18 protein-coding genes are annotated in these 17,169 nt (G+C 70.4%); 10 read left to right on the top strand and 8 right to left on the bottom strand.

Annotated features, from left to right (window positions below; translation table 11 throughout):
* Positions 1-109: 109 nt before the first annotated feature.
* Entirely contained in the window at positions 110-1,795 is a 1,686-nt protein-coding gene (locus ACWEF2_RS24090; protein WP_453818618.1) for a hypothetical protein, read from the top strand.
* Here the strand turns inward: ACWEF2_RS24090 and ACWEF2_RS24085 are convergent.
* Positions 1,780-3,249, bottom strand: coding sequence for a helix-turn-helix domain-containing protein (locus ACWEF2_RS24085; protein WP_453818617.1), 1,470 nt, complete (start codon positions 3,247-3,249; stop codon positions 1,780-1,782). The genes ACWEF2_RS24090 and ACWEF2_RS24085 overlap by 16 nt on opposite strands.
* A 240-nt stretch (positions 3,250-3,489) precedes the next feature.
* Here ACWEF2_RS24085 and aceA point away from each other — a divergent pair, with 240 nt between their 5' ends.
* Entirely contained in the window at positions 3,490-4,782 is a 1,293-nt protein-coding gene (gene aceA / locus ACWEF2_RS24080; protein WP_453818616.1) for an isocitrate lyase, read from the top strand.
* 190 nt (positions 4,783-4,972) lie between these two features.
* On the opposite strand, the gene mihF is transcribed toward aceA, so the two are convergent.
* Positions 4,973-5,281 (bottom strand): integration host factor, actinobacterial type, encoded by a 309-nt coding sequence (mihF, locus tag ACWEF2_RS24075; protein ID WP_453818615.1) that lies wholly within the window; start codon positions 5,279-5,281, stop codon positions 4,973-4,975.
* Between the two features lie 161 nt (positions 5,282-5,442).
* Between mihF and ACWEF2_RS24070 the strand changes: the two genes are divergently transcribed.
* The gene (locus ACWEF2_RS24070; protein ID WP_453818614.1) at positions 5,443-5,616 is read left to right on the top strand and encodes a hypothetical protein; all 174 of its coding nucleotides are present in this window, start codon (positions 5,443-5,445) and stop codon (positions 5,614-5,616) included.
* A gap of 448 nt (positions 5,617-6,064) precedes the next feature.
* The gene (locus ACWEF2_RS24065) at positions 6,065-6,358 is read left to right on the top strand and encodes an HU family DNA-binding protein (RefSeq protein ID WP_453818613.1); all 294 of its coding nucleotides are present in this window, start codon (positions 6,065-6,067) and stop codon (positions 6,356-6,358) included.
* A gap of 76 nt (positions 6,359-6,434) precedes the next feature.
* Here the strand turns inward: ACWEF2_RS24065 and ACWEF2_RS24060 are convergent, their stop codons facing one another.
* The 3 genes from ACWEF2_RS24060 to ACWEF2_RS24050 form a co-directional block, all read right to left on the bottom strand.
* On the bottom strand, positions 6,435-7,250 hold the full coding sequence (locus ACWEF2_RS24060) for an ABC transporter ATP-binding protein (protein WP_453818612.1): 816 nt from the start codon (positions 7,248-7,250) through the stop codon (positions 6,435-6,437).
* Between the two features lie 169 nt (positions 7,251-7,419).
* The gene (locus ACWEF2_RS24055; RefSeq protein WP_453818611.1) at positions 7,420-9,033 is read right to left on the bottom strand and encodes a protein kinase domain-containing protein; all 1,614 of its coding nucleotides are present in this window, start codon (positions 9,031-9,033) and stop codon (positions 7,420-7,422) included.
* 184 nt (positions 9,034-9,217) lie between these two features.
* Complete coding sequence (locus ACWEF2_RS24050; RefSeq protein WP_453818610.1) at positions 9,218-10,513, bottom strand: alpha/beta hydrolase; 1,296 nt, start codon at positions 10,511-10,513, stop codon at positions 9,218-9,220.
* 199 nt (positions 10,514-10,712) lie between these two features.
* On the opposite strand from ACWEF2_RS24050, the gene ACWEF2_RS24045 reads away from it, so the two are divergent.
* Genes ACWEF2_RS24045 through ACWEF2_RS24035 form a run of 3 tightly spaced genes read left to right on the top strand, consistent with a single transcriptional unit; the run spans position 10,713 to position 13,134 of the window.
* Positions 10,713-11,534 (top strand): ABC transporter permease, encoded by an 822-nt coding sequence (locus tag ACWEF2_RS24045; RefSeq protein ID WP_453818609.1) that lies wholly within the window; start codon positions 10,713-10,715, stop codon positions 11,532-11,534.
* 42 nt (positions 11,535-11,576) lie between these two features.
* Positions 11,577-12,365 carry an ABC transporter permease gene (locus ACWEF2_RS24040; RefSeq protein WP_453818608.1) on the top strand — a complete coding sequence of 263 codons (789 nt, stop codon included), beginning with the start codon at positions 11,577-11,579 and terminating at the stop codon, positions 12,363-12,365.
* 4 nt (positions 12,366-12,369) lie between these two features.
* Positions 12,370-13,134, top strand: coding sequence for an ABC transporter ATP-binding protein (locus ACWEF2_RS24035; RefSeq protein WP_453818607.1), 765 nt, complete (start codon positions 12,370-12,372; stop codon positions 13,132-13,134).
* Positions 13,135-13,538: 404 nt separating this feature from the next.
* On the opposite strand, the gene ACWEF2_RS24030 is transcribed toward ACWEF2_RS24035, so the two are convergent.
* Together ACWEF2_RS24030 and ACWEF2_RS24025 are read right to left on the bottom strand one after the other, a co-directional pair.
* Positions 13,539-13,883, bottom strand: a complete 345-nt coding sequence (locus ACWEF2_RS24030) for a DUF1036 domain-containing protein (RefSeq protein ID WP_355598948.1) — start codon at positions 13,881-13,883, stop codon at positions 13,539-13,541.
* A 3-nt stretch (positions 13,884-13,886) separates the two neighbouring features.
* Positions 13,887-14,096: a hypothetical protein gene (locus ACWEF2_RS24025; RefSeq protein ID WP_355598947.1), complete on the bottom strand. Its 210-nt coding sequence runs from the start codon at positions 14,094-14,096 to the stop codon at positions 13,887-13,889.
* 151 nt (positions 14,097-14,247) lie between these two features.
* Here ACWEF2_RS24025 and ACWEF2_RS24020 point away from each other — a divergent pair, with 151 nt between their 5' ends.
* The gene (locus ACWEF2_RS24020; protein WP_453818606.1) at positions 14,248-14,814 is read left to right on the top strand and encodes an MFS transporter; all 567 of its coding nucleotides are present in this window, start codon (positions 14,248-14,250) and stop codon (positions 14,812-14,814) included.
* Positions 14,815-14,861: 47 nt separating this feature from the next.
* Positions 14,862-15,611, top strand: coding sequence for a YcnI family copper-binding membrane protein (locus tag ACWEF2_RS24015; RefSeq protein WP_453818605.1), 750 nt, complete (start codon positions 14,862-14,864; stop codon positions 15,609-15,611).
* A gap of 173 nt (positions 15,612-15,784) precedes the next feature.
* On the opposite strand, the gene ACWEF2_RS24010 is transcribed toward ACWEF2_RS24015, so the two are convergent.
* Positions 15,785-16,030, bottom strand: coding sequence for a hypothetical protein (locus ACWEF2_RS24010; protein WP_453818604.1), 246 nt, complete (start codon positions 16,028-16,030; stop codon positions 15,785-15,787).
* Positions 16,031-16,494: 464 nt separating this feature from the next.
* On the opposite strand from ACWEF2_RS24010, the gene ACWEF2_RS24005 reads away from it, so the two are divergent.
* Positions 16,495-17,085 carry a hypothetical protein gene (locus ACWEF2_RS24005; protein WP_453818603.1) on the top strand — a complete coding sequence of 197 codons (591 nt, stop codon included), beginning with the start codon at positions 16,495-16,497 and terminating at the stop codon, positions 17,083-17,085.
* Positions 17,086-17,169 lie beyond the last annotated feature (84 nt).

Genomic DNA, 17,169 nt, shown 5'->3' with positions numbered 1-17,169 from the left:
GGAGTTCACGAATATCACCTTATGCGGCTCTGATTCTCGCCGGGTACCGGCTCTCGTACCCGCCGCGTAGTGGGAAGATCGGCTCAGACCGGAGCGAGGAGGGGCGGATATGGACCCGGGGGCCGTGATGAGGGCGGCACACACCGTCCGCGACGAACTCGATCACCTGCTGGGCGGAGCCTCCGGGGAACTGCGGGACCGGCTCGATCCGCTGCTGGCCGAGGAGGGCAGGCAGGCTCCGGGACCGCTGGCCGACGCCGTCATGTCGCTGGTCGTCCAGTACGGCCCGGCCTGGGAACGGCTCTGCCTGCTGCTCGGCCCGGACGACCGGGCCACCGTCCAGGAATCCGGCCGGGCGCACAGCGGAGAGCACGACGGCGGACACGGCAGACAGAACAGGAGACCGGCCGGGGAGCCCGGCGGGGAACGCGCCACATCCATGATCGGCCGGCTGACCGGAGCCTTCCGCAGGCGGCGCCAGGAGCGGGAACCGGTGCCGACCGGGCCGGTCCCGGAGACGTTCCCGCTGATCGAGGCGCCCGGCGAGGTGGTGGCCGGCTGGGGTGCGGAGGTGGAGGTCGGCCTGTCGCCCGGGGAGGTCCCGGCCGGTACTGCGGCGGCGCCGTCCGGGCACGAGCCGGTCGATCTGGACGTCCAGCTCATCGCCGAGGGGTTCGAGGCGCCCGGCGGGTGGCGGGTGCGGCTCCACCTCGACGCGGCCACGCCGTACCCCAGGGCGAGGATCGGGCTGGTGGCCCTCGCGCAGGACCAGCCGGTGACCGCCCGGCAGATCCAGGCGGTCTACACCGTGCGGGGGCAGGTGACCGGCTTCGGGGTGCGCGCGCTCGCCGTCCTCGACTCCCCCGGCCTGCTCGGCCAGGAGAACGCCCCGCACCCGGTCGCGGGCACCCGGGTGCGGCCGGCCGACGACGGGGAGGCACCGGATGTGACCGCGGTCATCGTCCACGGCGACCGGCCGGGGAGGCTGTGGTGGACCTACGGGTCACCGCACTTCGTCACGCCCGACCAGGCGGAGGTCTGTGAGCTGGGCATGCGGGCCTCGGAGTTCGGGCGGCGGCTGGCCGGGCAGGCCATCTCGCTGGAGAACGTGGGGCGGCAGGTCGCCGCGCGGGTTCCGCGGGGCTTCTGGGAGCTGCTGAACGCGGTGGCCATCCGGGTGGCGCCGCGCCACCCAAGCGTGCTGATCCTCTCCCAGGAGCCGCACGTCCCCTGGGAGCTGGCCGTGCTGGAGCACCCGTTCGACCAGTCCGCCCCCGGCTTCCTGAACTGCCAGGCGGTGACCGGCCGCTGGCCCCTGGGCGGCAGGCGCCCCGAGCTGCCGCCGCCGGTGCGGACGGGGGGCGACGGCATGGCGGTCGTGTACGGCGGGCCGCAGGCCCACCCGCTGGTCTCCGCCTACGGCGCCGTCCAGGTGAATCCCGTGCTCGGCGATGTGCTGGCGCTGCTCGGCGATCCGCCGGACGTGGTGCACTTCGCGACCGGCGGGGCGGCGTTCGAGACGCTGGGCCGGGGCATGGGCGGCGGCTCGTTCGTCTTCCTGGACGAGCCCGGGGACTGCCAGCCGTTCCTGCTCGCCGGGGCGAGCGGGGCCGTCGCCCCGTTCAGGGCGGTCGGGGACGGCCTGGTGGAGGAGTTCTACCGCCGCGCCCTCGACGGCGAGCCCCCCGCCGAGGTGCTGCGTTCGCTGCGCTGCGTGGCCCCCGCCACGGCACCCGCCTACCGGTTCTTCGGCCACCCCGCGCTCACGCTGTCGCGGGGTCACTCCCGGGCGTGACGCTCCAGGAAGGTGTAGACGTCGGCCTCGTCCACCCCGGGGAACGATCCGGGCGGCAGGGCGGCCAGGACGTGGGAGTTGCCGCGCGCCGAGGGCCAGGCGTAGCCCTCCCAGCGCTGGGTGAGCTCGGCGGGCGGGCGGCGGCAGCAGTCGCCGGTGGGACAGCCGGACTTGGTGCGATTGGTGGTCTCCCTGCCGCGGAACCAGCGTGACTCGCGGTACGGCACGCCCAGGGTGATGGCGAAGTCCCTCTCCCGGGAGGGGTCGACGTGGGCGACACAGAAGTAGGTGCCGGTGGGCGAGTCGGAGTACTGGTAGAAGACGGAGAAGCGGTCCGGGGAGCGGAAGACCTGCCGCCCCGACCACTGCAGGCACATCCGCTGGCCCTCGATGGCCCCCTGCTCGTCGGCGGGGAAGACGATGCCGTCGTTCTCGTACGCCTTGTAGATGATCCCGCCGGCGTTGTTGCGGACGAAGTGGCAGACCAGGTCCAGGAAGTGGGTGGCCAGGTTGGTGAAGCGGTGCGCGGCCATCTCGTAGGAGACGGCGAACACGTCCCGCAGATCCTCCACGCTGAGCGCCCGGTCCTGCTTGGCCTCCCTGAGGTACGGCACGGCGGTGGCCTCGGGCACCAGGACGGCGGCGGCGAAGTAGTTGGCCTCGGTCCGCTGCCGCAGGAAGTCGGCGAAGTCGCGGGGTTTGTGGTGGCCGAGGGCAAGGTGGCCGAGGGTCTGCAGCAGGATCGTGCGCGGGGTGTGCATACCGAGTTGCTCGTGCTTGACGTAGATGCGCCGATTGCGAAGGTCGGTGATGGAGCGCACCGTACGGGGCAGGTCCTGAACCGTCCGCACGGTGTAGCCGAAGTGGGTGACCAGGGCCTGCACGGTGCTCTGTGACAACGCTCCGGCGCGGTAGCCGACCGCGGAGAGCGCCTCGGCCGCGGCCTTCTCGATCTCCTCGAAGTAGTTGCCCCGCTCGCGCTGCATGCGGCGGAGCTCGGCGTTGGCGACGCGCGCCTCCTCGGGGGTGGCCGTGCCCTTGGCCTGACGGGACCGTAACTCACCGTAGAGGCCGAGGATGTGTTCGAGCACGTCGTTGGGGACGCGGGCGGAGACCTTGAGTCTGGCCAGGCCAAGCCCCGCGTACAGCGGGTCGCGCTGGGCCTCCTCCAGCGCCATCTCCAGCTGTGCCCGCCGGCTGGGGGCCTGGCGGCGGAGCAGTTCCTCGACCGGCACGTTCAGCGCGGTGGCGAGGGACTTCAGCAGGGACAGCTTGGGCTCGCGCTTGCCGTTCTCCAGCAGGGAGAGCTGGCTGGGCGCACGGCCGACGCGTTCACCCAGGTCAGAGAGGGTGAGCCCACGCTGTTTACGCAGGTGTCTCAGGCGCTGACCAAACGCGATGAGGTCAAGCTCCTGCGTCAAGGACAGCGGTTCTTCACCGACCAGGGATGCCATAGCACGATGCTAAACGAAATTTCCGGGGATATTTCGGCGCCACCGAGAGGCAGTGACCCAGACCACCCGGATTGGTCTAGTCCATAGAGAAAACTATTAACTTCTTTCCTGTCAAATACTTGCAAGTATTGACCTAAAGAGAAAAAGTGAAGTTTTTTCGCAAAGTTCGACCTTGTTTGCCTATTCGGTTGGGGCACAGACTCGGATCAAGGCACCCAGGGGACGACAAGGAGTGAAAAAATGAACGATCGCCTCAAGGGAGCCGCAGACGAGCTGCGGCGAGATTGGGAGACCAACCCCCGCTGGACGGGCATCGAGCGGACATACACGGCCGAGGACGTGATCCGGCTCCGGGGGTCCGTCCAGGAGGAGCACACCCTCGCCCGGCTCGGCGCCGAACGACTCTGGCACCTGCTCAACACCGAGGACTACGTGCACGCCCTCGGCGCGCTGACCGGCAACCAGGCCGTGCAGCAGGTCAGGGCGGGCCTGAAGGCGATCTATCTGTCCGGCTGGCAGGTCGCGGCCGACGCCAACCTGGGCGGCCAGACCTACCCGGACCAGAGCCTCTACCCGGCCAACTCGGTCCCCGCCGTCGTGCGCCGCATCAACAACGCGCTGCTCCGCGCCGACCAGATCACCTGGTCGGAGGGCGACCGGGAAGCGCCGCACTGGCTCGCACCGATCGTGGCCGACGCCGAGGCCGGCTTCGGCGGCGTGCTCAACGCCTTCGAGCTGATGAAGGGCATGATCGCCGCGGGTGCGGCGGGCGTGCACTGGGAGGACCAGCTCGCCTCCGAGAAGAAGTGCGGCCACCTGGGGGGCAAGGTCCTCATCCCGACCGGCCAGCACATCAAGACCCTCAACGCGGCCCGCCTCGCGGCCGACGTGGCGGGGGTCCCGTCTGTGGTCATCGCGCGGACCGACGCCCAGGCCGCGACCCTCCTGACCACCGACGTCGACCCGCGCGACCGCGTCTTCACCACCGGCGACCGCACGGCGGAGGGCTTCTACCGCGTCCGCAACGGCGTCGAGTCCTGTATCGCGCGGGGCCTGGCCTACGCTCCCCACTCCGACCTGCTCTGGATGGAGACCTCCACCCCCGACCTGGACGTGGCCCGCGCGTTCGCCGAGGCCGTCAAGGCGAAGTACCCCGACCAGATGCTGTCCTACAACTGCTCGCCCTCCTTCAACTGGAAGAAGCACCTGGACGACTCCACCATCGCCAAGTTCCAGCGCGAGCTCGGCCACATGGGCTACCGGTTCCAGTTCATCACGCTGGCCGGCTTCCACTCGCTCAACCACTCCATGTTCGACCTGGCCCACGGCTACGCCGAGGAGGGCATGACCGCCTACGTCGAGCTCCAGGAGGCCGAGTTCGCCGCCGAGTCGCGCGGCTACACCGCCACCCGCCACCAGCGCGAGGTCGGCACCGGATACTTCGACCTGGTCAGTACGGCCATCGCGCCGGACTCCTCCACCACGGCGCTCAAGGGCTCCACGGAGGCGGAGCAGTTCGAAAAGGCTCACTAACCCCTTCGACCCGGGCTCGCCTGGACGCTTCCAGGGCATGGGACCGCTTCTCCAGGCGAGCCCGCCGACCAGGTCGGGGAGCGAGGCCCCGCCGTACGGATCTCCCCCGAGTCCGTCCGGCGGGGCCTCCGCCTTTCACGGCCTTCCGCCGGAGCCCCGGCACCCCTCAGACGGTACGGCGCCCGGCGCCTCAGCCCGTGACGACCTCGATCAGCTTGCGCCGCTGCTGCACGCCCAGGCCGCCGAGCCGCCGGGCCTCGTCCACGTCGGCCCGCGCCATCAGCTGGGCGGCCTTCACACTGCCGACCCCGGGCAGGGCGCGCAGCGCCTGCGCCACCTTGATCCGCCGGGCGATCTCGTCGTCCCGGCCGAGCAGTTGCTCAAAGCTGACCGATCCGGCCTTGACCTCGGCCAGAAGCTTGGCGCGGGCGGTGCGAGCCTCGGCGGCCTTGGCGAGGGCGGCCTGACGCTGTTCGGGGGTTAGCTTGGGCAGAGCCATGTTGTTTTCTCCCTGACTACTTGGATTACGACGGTCTGTTACCCACAGCGAACCGGCTAATCGTTGCCGGAGCATGGGAAAACCGTGCAGCTTGCGGGGACCATCACGATATGCCCGGTTGGTTACCCCGGCCTTACTCGACTCTTCGTAGCCTCGACCTCATGGGTATCTGGCAGGGGCCGGACGGCATCGAGGTCGAGGCGATCGTGCTCCACGACCTTCCGTGCCTGCGGGTGACCCGACGTGTCGGGGACCGCCGGGTACTCCTGGCGTACTGCATGGACGTACGGGAGGTCGGTGAGCACGTCGACCTGGCCGAACTCGTCGCGACATAGGCGCGGCGCAGGGCCGCGAGGGCGCGGGGGGCGCGGTGACCGCGCGAGCGCGGGGGCGGCCTCGCCCCCTGGGAAGTGACCGGACTTAAAGCACTGTCACGTCCGATTCGGGATCGGTGTGAACTTTCGCGGCTTCTGAGACGTCCTGAGTAACCAGGAGGCCCGAATGGAAGTTTTGGCCGGCCTCGTCGACGAAGATCTCCGGCTGGAGCTCATCCTCGTCGAGGCCCTGTACGGGGAAGCGGAACGGCTGGTGGCCCAGTCCGACCGCTGAACGGCGAGGAGTGCCCGCCACCGTGTGTGCGGCGGCGGGTACTCCTACCTTCCCCCTGCCGCGGGGGAGGTGGAGGCCTCCCGGCGGATGCGTGTCCCCGGCGGGCTCGGAGCACGATCCCCGGGCTGTACGGCGGCCGGGGACTCGATGAATCCGGCAGGAATGGCGTTAACTATGCCCATGAACAAGCGCGAGCTGATCGAGAAGGCCGCGGCTGAGGCGGGGCTCAGCCGGCGGCAGACCGCCGCCGCTCTGGAGGCCATCCTGGGAACCATCCAGACGGCGGTGGCAGCCGAGGACAAGGTTGCGATCCCCGGCTTCGGATCCTTCGAGATCGTCCACAAACCGGCCAGAACCGGCCGCAACCCGCAGACCGGCGAACCTCTGGAGATCGCCGAGACCTGGACGGCGAGGTTCAAGCCGAGCCCCGGATTCATGGGCCTCATCCGCCAGCGCAAAAAGGACTGAGACCCCTCACCGGCCCGCACGGCCGAGCAGGGTCCGGGGCGCTGGATCCGTTGATGTGGTGACGCGACGACGCGACTCAGCGGCGTACGGCGCGGGCGGACCAGCGTCCGTCGTGATCCTCGATCAGCAACGGCCGGCCGAAGCAGTCCGACAGGTTCTCACCGGTCAGGATCTCCGCGACCGGTCCCGCCACCTGGATCCGGGAGTCACGCATCAGCAGGGCGTGGGTGGTGGTGGCCGGGACCTCCTCCAGATGATGGGTGACGGTGATCGTGGTCAGCACCGGGCGGGTCGCCGCGAGGTCCTCAACGGCGGTTATCAGGTCCTCGCGGGCGGGCAGGTCGAGCCCGGCGAACGGCTCGTCCAGCAGCAGGACCACCGGATCGACCATCAGCGCCCTGGCGATCCGGATCCTGGCCCGCTCCCCCTGGGAGCAGACCCGGAAGAGCCGGTCCGCGAGGTCCTTGCACCCCATGTCCGCCAGGAGCCGGTGAGCCCGCTCGTGCTCGGCGGGGCCGTACCGATCCCAGAGCGGGGCGCTCGTCCCGGTGTGACCGGTCAGCACGACCGTGTGCGCGGTGGCGCCCTCCTCCTCCAGCAACTCCTCGTCGACGAGCCGCTGGCTGGCGGCGACCAGGCCGATGTGACGGCGGAGCTCACGCAGATCCATCCGGCCGAGCCGCTGGCCCAGCACGGTGACGGCGCCCTCGGTGGGATGCCGTACGGCCGCCGCCAGCGAGAGCAGCGTGGTCTTGCCCGCCCCGTTCGGTCCGAGCACCACCCAGTGCTCGCCGTACCCGACCCGCCAATCGACATCGGCCAGCAGGGTCCGGCCGACCACCCGGACGCCGACACCGCTCAACTCCACCACACCGGGCACGGACTCGCCCATGGGTTCCCCTCCCACTCGACACGCGCCGATCACCCTAACGGATGTGCCGACCCGGCCTCCTCGCCCGGGAATCAGGACCCCGGAGTCCGGGGAGGGAACCGCTCTCCCCCCATTCGACCTCCACTTCCGAGATGGGACGAGGCCCCTCAATCCCGGCGGAACCGGGTGATCAGTCGTCCGGCTGCGAGGGAGGATCCACGCCCGGCGGAAGCTGCGGGCCGGTCACCGCCGAGGACGGGGCGGACGACAGTGCCGGGCTCTCCCCCTCTCCGTTCTGCGGGACCCGGGGAAAGGACGGCCTGGGGTCACCCGGCACCGGCGGGCAGCCCTTTCCCCCGTTCCCCTTCGTCATTGCGTCCGCGCAGGTCCGCGGGTCGTCCTCGCGGGACCGGCCGCCAGGCCCCTGCGGATGGGCGGGCTGGGGCTCCTCGTGCTCGCCGTTCACCGGAGGCAGCGGAACGGTTCGGGGTGGGGGGTTGCGCACCGCGCCGGGCGTGATCGACGGTGCCACGACCGGGGACGCCGTACGCCGGCCGCCGACCGGCGGAAGGGGGCCGCGGAGGGGGGAACCGCCGGGGGTCTCAGGGGTCGGGGCCACCGTCGGCGCCCGGTTGGGAGTGCCGGGCCCGGTGTCCCCCCCGACCCCGCCGTTCGCGGCGGCGACCACCGTGACGGCCGCCATGGAGACCGTGGCGAGGGCCGCGAAGCTCGCCTGTGACAGATGAACGCCCCTGCGCGGCGTCCTGCGGGAGACCTTGGCGGGGGTGGAACCCGGAAGGGGGGCGGGGAAGGGTGCGGGATACCGGCCGCCTGCCGGGACCGAGGGCACCGCGAGCCCTGCCTCACCGGTCTCCGGAGGGTGGGGCACCGGCGTCCAGATCTTCGCCAGCACGTCGGCGACCGCCTGGCGAAGGTCTCGCGGGTTACCCACGCCACCGGCGGCGAGAAGGGCGCGGAGCAGGTCGGCGGCCTCCGGCCGCAGGGTGGGGTCCTTGGCCAGGGAGGCTTCGACCGCCGGGCGGAGCAGCGGGGGCACCGAGGCGACGTGTGGCGGCTCCAGCAGGATGCGCCGGGTCAGCACGTCCAGCTCGCCCGTGCCGAAGGGGTGGTGGCCGGTGGCCGCGTAGGCGACCAGGCAGCCCCAGGAGAAGATGTCGGAGGAGGGCAGCGCGGGATCGCCGGTGAGCCGCTCCGGGGCGACCCAGCCAGGGCTGCCCATGACGTGCCCGGCCCGGGTGTGCGCGACGAGGGTGTCCACGTCCCTGGCGATACCGAAGTCGATCAGCCGGGGTCCGGCGTCGGACAGCAGCACGTTGGCGGGCTTGAGATCGCGGTGAACCAGCCCGGCCTCGTGCACCGCCATCATCGCGGCGGCCACGCCGAGGGCGACGCCGTAGGCGAGGGCGGGGGGGAGCGGACCCCGTGCGGCCATGACCTGCGACAGCTCGGGGCCGGGAATGTATTCGGAGACAAGGTAGGGCTGGTCCCTGTCGACGCCGTCCTCGATCACCGCAGCGGTACAGAAAGGAATCACTCGCCGGGAAAATTCCACTTCTTCCGCGAAACGGGTGCGAAGCGTGGCATCGTGAAGATGTAACGGATGCGGGGTTTTGAGGGCTACCAGGCCTCCCCGGGGATGTTCGGCCAGGTACACCACACCCATCCCGCCGACGCCGAGCCGGCCGAGCAGCGGGTAACGGCCGATGCTAACCGGGTCCCCGGTGCTCAGTGGCCGCACCCCGGGCGGCAGGCCGTTCACGGGACCGGTTCCGCCACGCGCCATTCTGGTTGAGCCTCTCGTGTACACACTACGGGAAGCACACTGTGGCGGGATTCGGCAGGCTTTCGCACCCCACCTGTCAGAAGGGGTATGGCAGGTAAGGCGAATGATTCCGTAGAGTAAGCAATCTCTGGTCGCGGGCCTTTCGGTAAGAAATATAGGGATCCGATGATGAAAACCCTTTTGGTCAGGCGGCGGCAGACCCGGGTCCGGTGAGTGGTTCCCCCGCCGCCCGTTCGGAGCGCTCGGGACGGCCCTGCCCGGCGGCCAGGGCACGGGTGGCCGTGAGGAACCGGGCGATGTGCCAGAAGACCTGACGCGCCTCGGGAACCAGGTCGGCGAGGAGGGCGAAGACGTGGGGCATGCGGCGCCACTCCTCGTACCTGACCGGAACCCCGCCGGCACGGGCCCGCTCGGCGACACGGCGCCCCTCGTCGCGCAGGACCTCGGTCGAGCCCGTGACGACCATCAGCGGCGGCAGGCCGGTGTAGTCACCGAAAACCGGGGAGACCAGCGGGTCGCGGGTGTCAAGGCCGATGGTCCAGCGGCGGGCCAGCCAGCCGACGCGACCCGCCGGGATCAGCGGGTCGAGCAGGCGGTTGACCCTGCGCGGCCCGTCGGTGAGGTCGGCCCACGGTGACAGGCAGACGGCGGCCGAGGGGCTGGGCAGGTTCCGGTCGCGCAGCGCCAGGAGCGTGGCCAAGGTGAGGTGACCACCGGCGGAGTCGCCCGCGAACACGATCCTGGCGGGGTCGTAACCACGCTCCAACAGGCACAGGTAGGCCGCGATCGCGTCCTGAAGAGACTCGACCGGCGTGTGAACCGGGCCCTGCCGGTAGTCGAGGGCCAGTACCGGGCACCCGGCGGCGGCCGACAGACGCCAGGTGATCGGCCGGTGGGTCACCGGCGAGCAGATGAAGTAACCGCCGCCGTGGAAGTAGAGCACCACCCGGCTCTCGTCGAACTCCTCCGCCCCGCGCTCCGCCCCGCCCCCGGCGGTCTCGCGCCCGGCGACCCCGCTCCCGGCGACCCCGTGCCCGACCGCCTCGTATCCGGCGGTCCCGTATCCGGCGGTCCCCCGCTCAACCGCCCCGTGCCCGACGACCCCGTGCCCGGCGACTTCCTGCTCGACCACCCCACGCCCGCTGCCCCCGCGCCCGGCGGTCCCCCGCCCGCTGCCCCCGTACCCGGCCGCGCCGGCGAACCCCGAGGCGTCCTCTCCGTCGAGTCCCTGACCGGCGCGGATCCACTCGCCGGAGCACTCCCCCACCCGATCCTGCGCCAGGCTGACGTGATCGGGCAGCCGGAACGGCACCCTGGTGGCCAGCGCGACGAGCTGGGAGACCGCCAGGACACCGGTGTCGGTTCTCAGCAGCAGGCCGGAGACCGGTTTCAGGGTGCCGCGCATCACCGTGTTCAGCGCCGCGGCCTGCCAGCTCACCGGGTAGCCGGGGCAAACGTCCACATCGATCTCATCGTGCATGCGGGCCTCCAAATAGGAGGATTCCCACAGAATATCCTTCCATTCATGGGATGGCCCTCCGATGGGAATCGTGGGACCATGCCGCCCCCTCCCCCACGCCACCTGCGGTATCACCGGATGCCCGGAACCCCGCCACCGGCGGGACACCGGCCGGCCGATCACCGAAAAACCGTTGCCGTGACCCGGCCCGGCGACCACGATGAGAAGATCTCCCCAACACCTCCAGGAGGCCGTCTTCCTGCTCTACGCGCGCATCGCCGGGTACGGCTTCCGCCGCCACTCCGCCTACCGTGCCGCCGCCCTCGCCGGCGCCTTCACCAACACCGTCTTCGGCATCCTCCGGGCCTACATACTGATCGCCCTCTGGGAGGCCCGCCCCGGGCTCGGCGGCTACGACATCACCGACGCCGTGACCTTCTGCTTCCTCAGCCAGGCCTTCATCGGACCCATGCAGGTCTTCGGCGGTGGCCTGGAACTGTCCGGGCGGGTACGGACCGGAAACATCGCTGTGGACCTCCTCCGCCCGGCGTCACTGCAACTGTGGAGTCTGGCCGACGATCTCGGCCGGGCCACCTACCTGTTCCTGCTGCGCAGCCTGCCGCCGACGGCCATCGGCGCGGCGCTGTTCGGCATCATCGTCCCCGCCGACCCGATGACCTGGATCTCCTTCACCGCCGGCTTCGCGCTCGGGGTGATCGTCAGCTTCGGCTGGCGCTACCTGGTGGCGCTGTCCGCCTGCTGGGTCGTGGACGACAGGGGCACTCAGTCACTCTCCCTGGTGATGACGTTCTTCTTCAGCGGCATGGTCCTGCCCCTGCACCTGTTCCCCGGCTGGCTCGGCGCCCTGGCCGAGGCGCTCCCCTGGTCGGCGATGGTCCAGGTCCCCGCCGACCTCTACCTCGGCAAGCGGGACGTGCTCGACGCGCTGGGCTTCCAGGCCGCGTGGGCGGCGGCGCTGCTGGCCCTGGGCGTCCTCGTCACCCTCGCCGCCCGCCGCAAGGTCGTGATCCAGGGTGGCTGACGGCACGGACGTCCCGGCCGGGGACAGGGCGGACCTCCAGCGATGATCAGAACATATCTCCTGCTCGCCTGGACCTGGCTGAGGGCCTCGGCACAGTATCCCGGACCAATGATCACGATGGCGATCGGGTCGTTCACCGTCAACGCGCTGGACGTGGCGGCGATCTGGGTCATCTTCGAGCACACCCGGTCACTGGCCGGGTTCGGCCTGGCCGAGGTGATGTTCCTCTACGGCACCGCGGGCCTGTCGTTCGCGCTGAGCGACATGCTCTTCGGGAACGTGGACCGGCTCAGCCAGCACATCAAGGCGGGCACCTTCGACACCATGCTCATCCGCCCGGTCGGCGCGTTCGTCCAGATGGCCGTGGACCGGTTCGGCGTGCACCGCCTCGGCCGGGCCGCCCAGGCCACGGTCGTGCTCGCCATCGCCCTGTCCCGGCTCGACCTGCCCTGGAGCAGAGTGTGGATGATCCCGCTGATGGTCCTGTGCGGGATCATCATCTTCGCCGCGATCTTCACCCTCGGCGGCGCGCTGCAGTTTCTGCTGACCGACGCACCCGAGGTGGCCAACGCCTTCACCTACGGCGGCGGCACGCTCACCCAGTATCCGCTGAGCGTCTACGGCGACGAACTCGTCCGGGGCGTCACGTTCGTCGTGCCACTGGCGTTCGTCAACTGGCAGCCCGGCCTGTTCGTGCTGGATCGGCCGGACCCCATCGGCCTGCCGTACTGGTTCCGTTTCGCCGGGCCGCTCGCGGCTCTGGGCCTCACCGCCGTCGCCGTGCTCGCCTGGCGGGCGGGGATCCGCCGCTACCGCTCAACGGGGAGTTGACGACATGATCGAAGTCGACCGGGTAGGCCGTTCGTTCACCGTGGGGCGCCGGCGCGCACGCACGACGGTGCATGCCGTACGGGATCTGTCGTTCACCGTCGAGGCCGGGGAGTTCGTCGGGTATCTCGGCCCCAACGGCGCGGGCAAGTCCACCACCATCAAGATGCTCACCGGCATCCTCGCCCCGACCTCGGGCCGCATTCAGGTCGCCGGGCTCGATCCGACACGGCGCCGTACGGCCCTCGCCCGCCGAATCGGTGTGGTCTTCGGTCAGCGGACGACCCTGTGGTGGGATCTGCCGCTCCGGGACAGTTTCACACTGGTCCGGCACCTTTACAAAGTAGATCGAGTTGTTTTCCACCGGAGGCTGGGGGAACTGTCGGACCTGCTCGGCCTGGCCGAGTTCATGAACACCCCGGTCCGGCAGCTCAGCCTCGGTCAGCGGATGCGCGGCGACATCACCGCCGCCCTGCTGCACGACCCCGCCGTACTGGTGCTCGACGAGCCCACCATCGGCCTGGACGTGGTCAGCAAGGCCGCCATGCGCGAGTTTCTCCGCCTCCTCAACGCAGATCGGGGCACCACGGTCCTGCTCACCACCCACGATCTGGGGGACATCGAGAAGCTCTGCCGCCGCGTGATGGTCATCGACCACGGGAGCCTGACCTTCGACGGCACCCTCGACGACCTGCGCGCCACCGCCCCGGGCGAGGACTCCATCGAGGACGTGGTCGCCCGCCTCTACACCGGGGGAAGCACGCCCCCCTGACACGCCGGAAGAGCCACGTCTCTCAAAAGCCGCGGCCCTCTGAGCAGAACGCCCTTTTCACCGACCCGTCACCCTCCCACCCCTCTCCCGCCGCCGACCCGGGGCACGGTACGGAGGCACCGCTCCGGTAGTCCTGCGGACAGGCGGAGGGCACTCCGATTGTCGGCGGCGGGAGGCGCACGTCCGGGGGCGGGGATCGTGCGCGCGGATGGGTGTGGCGGGATGGGGTGAGGTGGACGTCGTGGGGACGGACCACCGTCTGTTCTCATCAATCGAGGGCATCGGCCTGGCTGGATGGCGCCCGATTCACCCGTTTACTCGGTCAGGGAACGCAGAACCGGGCGCGGAGGCTGCGGCCCCGCATGGGCCGCATAGGAAAATGTGGGGGACAGAAAGGGCAGGTGTCAGGCGACCAAATTGACGTAGTACTTGGAGTAACCGTTCATGTCGACCAGCCGGGTGCCGACGAGCCTGGCCGCGGTGCTGCCGATGTTGAGGCAGGAGTCGAAGGCGTTCTGGTAAACGTAGATCGGACCGTAGGGACCGGTCCAGACGGCGCCGTTGGCGGCCTCGGCGTAGAAGGCCGCGTAACGGTTGTTGGTGTTGAGGACATATGCCTCACCACCCGGATCGATGGCCCACCAGCCGCGGGTGCCCCACTGGCCGTAGTCGCGGCAGCCGTCGGGGCTGTAGAACATGATCGCGACCCACACCTTGGAGGTGTAGCGGTTACGGAAGTGCAGCTGCATGGTCTACTCCTCCGATTCCGCGAAACGCTGGACCAGCGGACGGGCGTCGATCGGCTGGTCCGCCAGCGGAGGCAGGTGGTCGTCGGCGCTTGCCGCGGCGGCGATCCGGTCGGCGGTGCCGGGGCGCGCGTCACTCTCCCCGGTGTTGGCCACCACGGTGTCCGCGAAGGCCACCCGGGGGTCAGGCACGTGCTCTGCGCTGTTGTCGGGCATGGCTCACCTCTATCCCTTGAATGCGTAGGGTGATTAATCAATAACGTACAGTTAAAGTCACGGGCATGTAAAGAGCCCTCCCCCACATCTTCCCGGCCGCCCTCCCACCGCGAAAAACCCGGCAGGACAGCCGTCGGGCGGGCGTGAGAGCATGTTGGACGTCATGCGTGCCCGCCTCCCGTTACGCCTCACGCGCGCGGCCGCCTTCTCGGCCGTCTGCGTGACGCTCGCCACCCTCGGCCATCTGGGGGCCGGCGGCTCCGGGCCCGCGCCGTGGGCGGTGGCGGCCGGTGGCGCGGCGGTCATGGCCGTGACGGCGGCACTCGCCGGGCGCGAGCGGTCCACCGCGACGATCGGCGTCGGACTCGCGGCCATGCAGCTGCTCCTGCACGAGCTGTTCGCCTTCGACGACCCCTCGGGGATCTCCCTGACCGTGCACACCCACGGCCAGGGGCTGGGCGAGAGCCTGGGGATGCTCATCGCCCACCTCACCGCCACGCTGATCACCGGCTGGTGGCTGGCTCGCGGCGAGGCGGCCCTGTGGGCGCTCCTCCAGGCGGCGGGAGAACGGCTGGGCGCGCTGTTCCGCCTGCTCCTGCCCGCCGCGCTCCCCCTCGCTCCCCCGGCTACGGCGTTTCCCCGCGTCGTGGTCATCCCGGCGGCGCGCCTGCTCCGTCACACCGTCAGCCGGCGTGGTCCTCCACTTCCCGCCGTCTGAGCCGTCCCCGTCACCGCAGGTCCCAGAACTCGAAGTGGAGAACCCCCGTGTCCCTTTCCCCCGCCTCCTCAGCCCTCCGCCGCGCCGTGGCCGTCACCGCCGGCGCCACCGCGCTCACCCTCGGGCTGGCCGTTCCCGCCCTCGCGCACGTCACCGTCAACCCCGGCAGTGCCGAGCAGGGCGGCTTCACCAAGGTCGCCTTCCGCGTTCCGAACGAGCGCGACAACGCCTCGACCAGCAAGGTCGAGGTGGCCTTCCCCGTCGACCACCCGCTGCCGTTCGTCTCCGTCAAGCCGGTGCCCGGCTGGGACGTGAAGGTGGTCGAGGGCAAGCTGCCCAAGCCGATCACCACCGAGTACGGTGAGATCACCGAGGCCGTCACGAAGGTCACCTGGTCGGGCGGGAAGATCGAGCCGGGTCAGTTCCAGGAGTTCGAGGTGTCCATGGGGATGCTGCCCAAGGACACCGACCGTCTCGTCTTCCCCACGGCCCAGACCTACACCGGCGGGGAGGTCGTCAAGTGGGCCGATGAGCCCAGGGCCGACGGCTCCGAGGCCGAGCACCCGGCCCCGGTTCTGAAGCTCACGCCCGCCTCGGGCGAGGGCCACGGACACGACGCCGCCTCCGCCGCCCCGACCGCCTCGACCGTCGAGGCCGCGCCGGTGACCCCGGCCGCCGCCGGGGAGAGCGCCTCCGACGGCACCGCCCGTCTGCTCGGCGGCGCGGGACTGCTGGCCGGGATCGTCGGCGTCGCGGTCGGCGTGCTCGGCCTGCGCCGCGGCGGCCGTACCTCCTGAGAGGCCGCCGGGACAGCGATTGGGACGCGATATCCGGAGCGTCGCCCGAACGGGTCTCCGGACACGGACGGGGCGGCCCCGCGGAAGCGCTTCCGCGGGGCCGTCCCGTCCGGCGGTCCGCCCTCTCCGCCGCCGGGCCCGGCGCGGGTGGCCCGTCCCGCGGGCCGCGCCGGTCAGGCCGTGGCCAGGGTGGCGGGGTTGACCCGGTGGGCCGCGCTCAGCGCCCAGCGCATCCGGGTCTCGTATGTCTCGGGGTGGTCACCGGCCTCCTGCGCCACGCAGGCCGCGCACTCGGTGAGGTCCGCGTGACAGGCGCGCAGCCGGTCTTCGATGGCCGCGCGCACCCGATCCGGCGAGGGATCGTCGGATGCCTGCAACTCGGAGGCGAAGAGGACCTGCGCCAGGTCTGACACGCTCATCGTGGTCGGCATCGCTTGCCTCTCTCCCGGGGTCCTCCGAGGTCTGAGGGACTCCGGCGGCACCCCGTTGGTCGTTCACATCGTGTTCACGGCTCCATCGTCTCCAGCGGCACCGACATTTCCCCCCGACTCCACCACCGCCCCGTCCGGCGGCCCGCGCGGCGAGCCGGCCGCCGCCGCCGGAACGATCCCGGCCGTCCGCCGGAACCGGGCCGCCCTCCGGCGACCGCCCGCCGCCCGGCTCCCCCGGCGGCGCCGGATCGTCCTGTTCCAAATCCTGCCCACTTTCGTACCGGATTGCACCGGACATGCGGTAACAAAATGGTTTTTGCTACGTCATACACAAGAAACATTAACCGGTAACTCTGACGCTTAATTCTTTCAGTCCAAGACTGGATCCAGTCATACCTCAAATGGTCGCAAAACAGGCTTCTATCCAGCTAATCAGATGTAACGATAATCACATGCCAAAGTCCTTGGAACCAAGCCACGACGCCCTGGTGCGCGAACTGCAGGTGGTTCGAAAGAACGGGCTGCTCAGGCTCCGCGACGTCCCGCTGCCGACCCTGGGCGCGTCGGTCGAGGCGGTGGGACTGCCGGCCGACCCGGCCCTGCTGCCGGCCTCCATCGCCAGGCTGCTGGAACGTGTCCTCGACCGTCTCGACGGCGACCTCGCCACCGCCGTCGCCTACAGTCTCGGACTCGTCGAGGGAACCCGGAACTGGCCGGGACAGAGCCGCCGCAGAAGAGCCGCCGAGGTGTACGGCATGCACCCCGAGGGTTTCCGGAGGAGGCGGGAACACGACCTGCTCGACCACATCGCCGAGACCATTCTCAAGCTCCGCCGGGAGGCCGGGGCGCCCCGGCCCCGATCCGCCGTCCCGGCGCCCGCCGAGACGAACGACGTACGGCAGCGCGCCCGCACGCCCGACTTCCCCGGATCGGCCTACCGGCAGCGTGAGACGGGAGACCGGGCGGAGCACATGAAGCAGGCGCTTCGCCGCTTGCGCGAGGCACGCAAAGTGCGGACATATGAGGATTTTCCTAATGAATAGGCCATTACTCAGGTATCTCTTACGGAAACCTATGTAAAACGGCTCAGCGGAGAATCAGGGAACGGCCTCGGACCGGCCGGGTAC

The organism is Streptosporangium sp. NPDC004631 (genome assembly GCF_053601935.1).
Note: the sequence above shows the minus strand (reverse complement) of the source record. Positions and strands in the feature narration are given on the sequence as shown.

Bases quoted from the DNA above. Each gene is read 5' to 3' on its own strand.
- ACWEF2_RS24060 (WP_453818612.1), bottom strand. From the start codon at position 7,250: ATGGGCGAGTCCGTGCCCGGTGTGGTGGAGTTGAGCGGTGTCGGCGTC.
- ACWEF2_RS24065 (WP_453818613.1), top strand. From the start codon at position 6,065: ATGCCCATGAACAAGCGCGAGCTGATCGAGAAGGCCGCGGCTGAGGCG.
- ACWEF2_RS24025 (WP_355598947.1), bottom strand. From the start codon at position 14,096: ATGCCCGACAACAGCGCAGAGCACGTGCCTGACCCCCGGGTGGCCTTC.
- ACWEF2_RS24005 (WP_453818603.1), top strand. From the start codon at position 16,495: ATGCCAAAGTCCTTGGAACCAAGCCACGACGCCCTGGTGCGCGAACTG.
- ACWEF2_RS24085 (WP_453818617.1), bottom strand. From the start codon at position 3,249: ATGGCATCCCTGGTCGGTGAAGAACCGCTGTCCTTGACGCAGGAGCTT.
- ACWEF2_RS24055 (WP_453818611.1), bottom strand. From the start codon at position 9,033: ATGGCGCGTGGCGGAACCGGTCCCGTGAACGGCCTGCCGCCCGGGGTG.
- ACWEF2_RS24010 (WP_453818604.1), bottom strand. From the start codon at position 16,030: ATGAGCGTGTCAGACCTGGCGCAGGTCCTCTTCGCCTCCGAGTTGCAG.
- ACWEF2_RS24050 (WP_453818610.1), bottom strand. From the start codon at position 10,513: ATGCACGATGAGATCGATGTGGACGTTTGCCCCGGCTACCCGGTGAGC.
- ACWEF2_RS24020 (WP_453818606.1), top strand. From the start codon at position 14,248: ATGTTGGACGTCATGCGTGCCCGCCTCCCGTTACGCCTCACGCGCGCG.
- ACWEF2_RS24030 (WP_355598948.1), bottom strand. From the start codon at position 13,883: ATGCAGCTGCACTTCCGTAACCGCTACACCTCCAAGGTGTGGGTCGCG.
- ACWEF2_RS24070 (WP_453818614.1), top strand. From the start codon at position 5,443: ATGGGTATCTGGCAGGGGCCGGACGGCATCGAGGTCGAGGCGATCGTG.
- ACWEF2_RS24040 (WP_453818608.1), top strand. From the start codon at position 11,577: ATGATCAGAACATATCTCCTGCTCGCCTGGACCTGGCTGAGGGCCTCG.
- ACWEF2_RS24035 (WP_453818607.1), top strand. From the start codon at position 12,370: ATGATCGAAGTCGACCGGGTAGGCCGTTCGTTCACCGTGGGGCGCCGG.
- aceA (WP_453818616.1), top strand. From the start codon at position 3,490: ATGAACGATCGCCTCAAGGGAGCCGCAGACGAGCTGCGGCGAGATTGG.
- ACWEF2_RS24045 (WP_453818609.1), top strand. From the start codon at position 10,713: ATGAGAAGATCTCCCCAACACCTCCAGGAGGCCGTCTTCCTGCTCTAC.
- ACWEF2_RS24090 (WP_453818618.1), top strand. From the start codon at position 110: ATGGACCCGGGGGCCGTGATGAGGGCGGCACACACCGTCCGCGACGAA.
- mihF (WP_453818615.1), bottom strand. From the start codon at position 5,281: ATGGCTCTGCCCAAGCTAACCCCCGAACAGCGTCAGGCCGCCCTCGCC.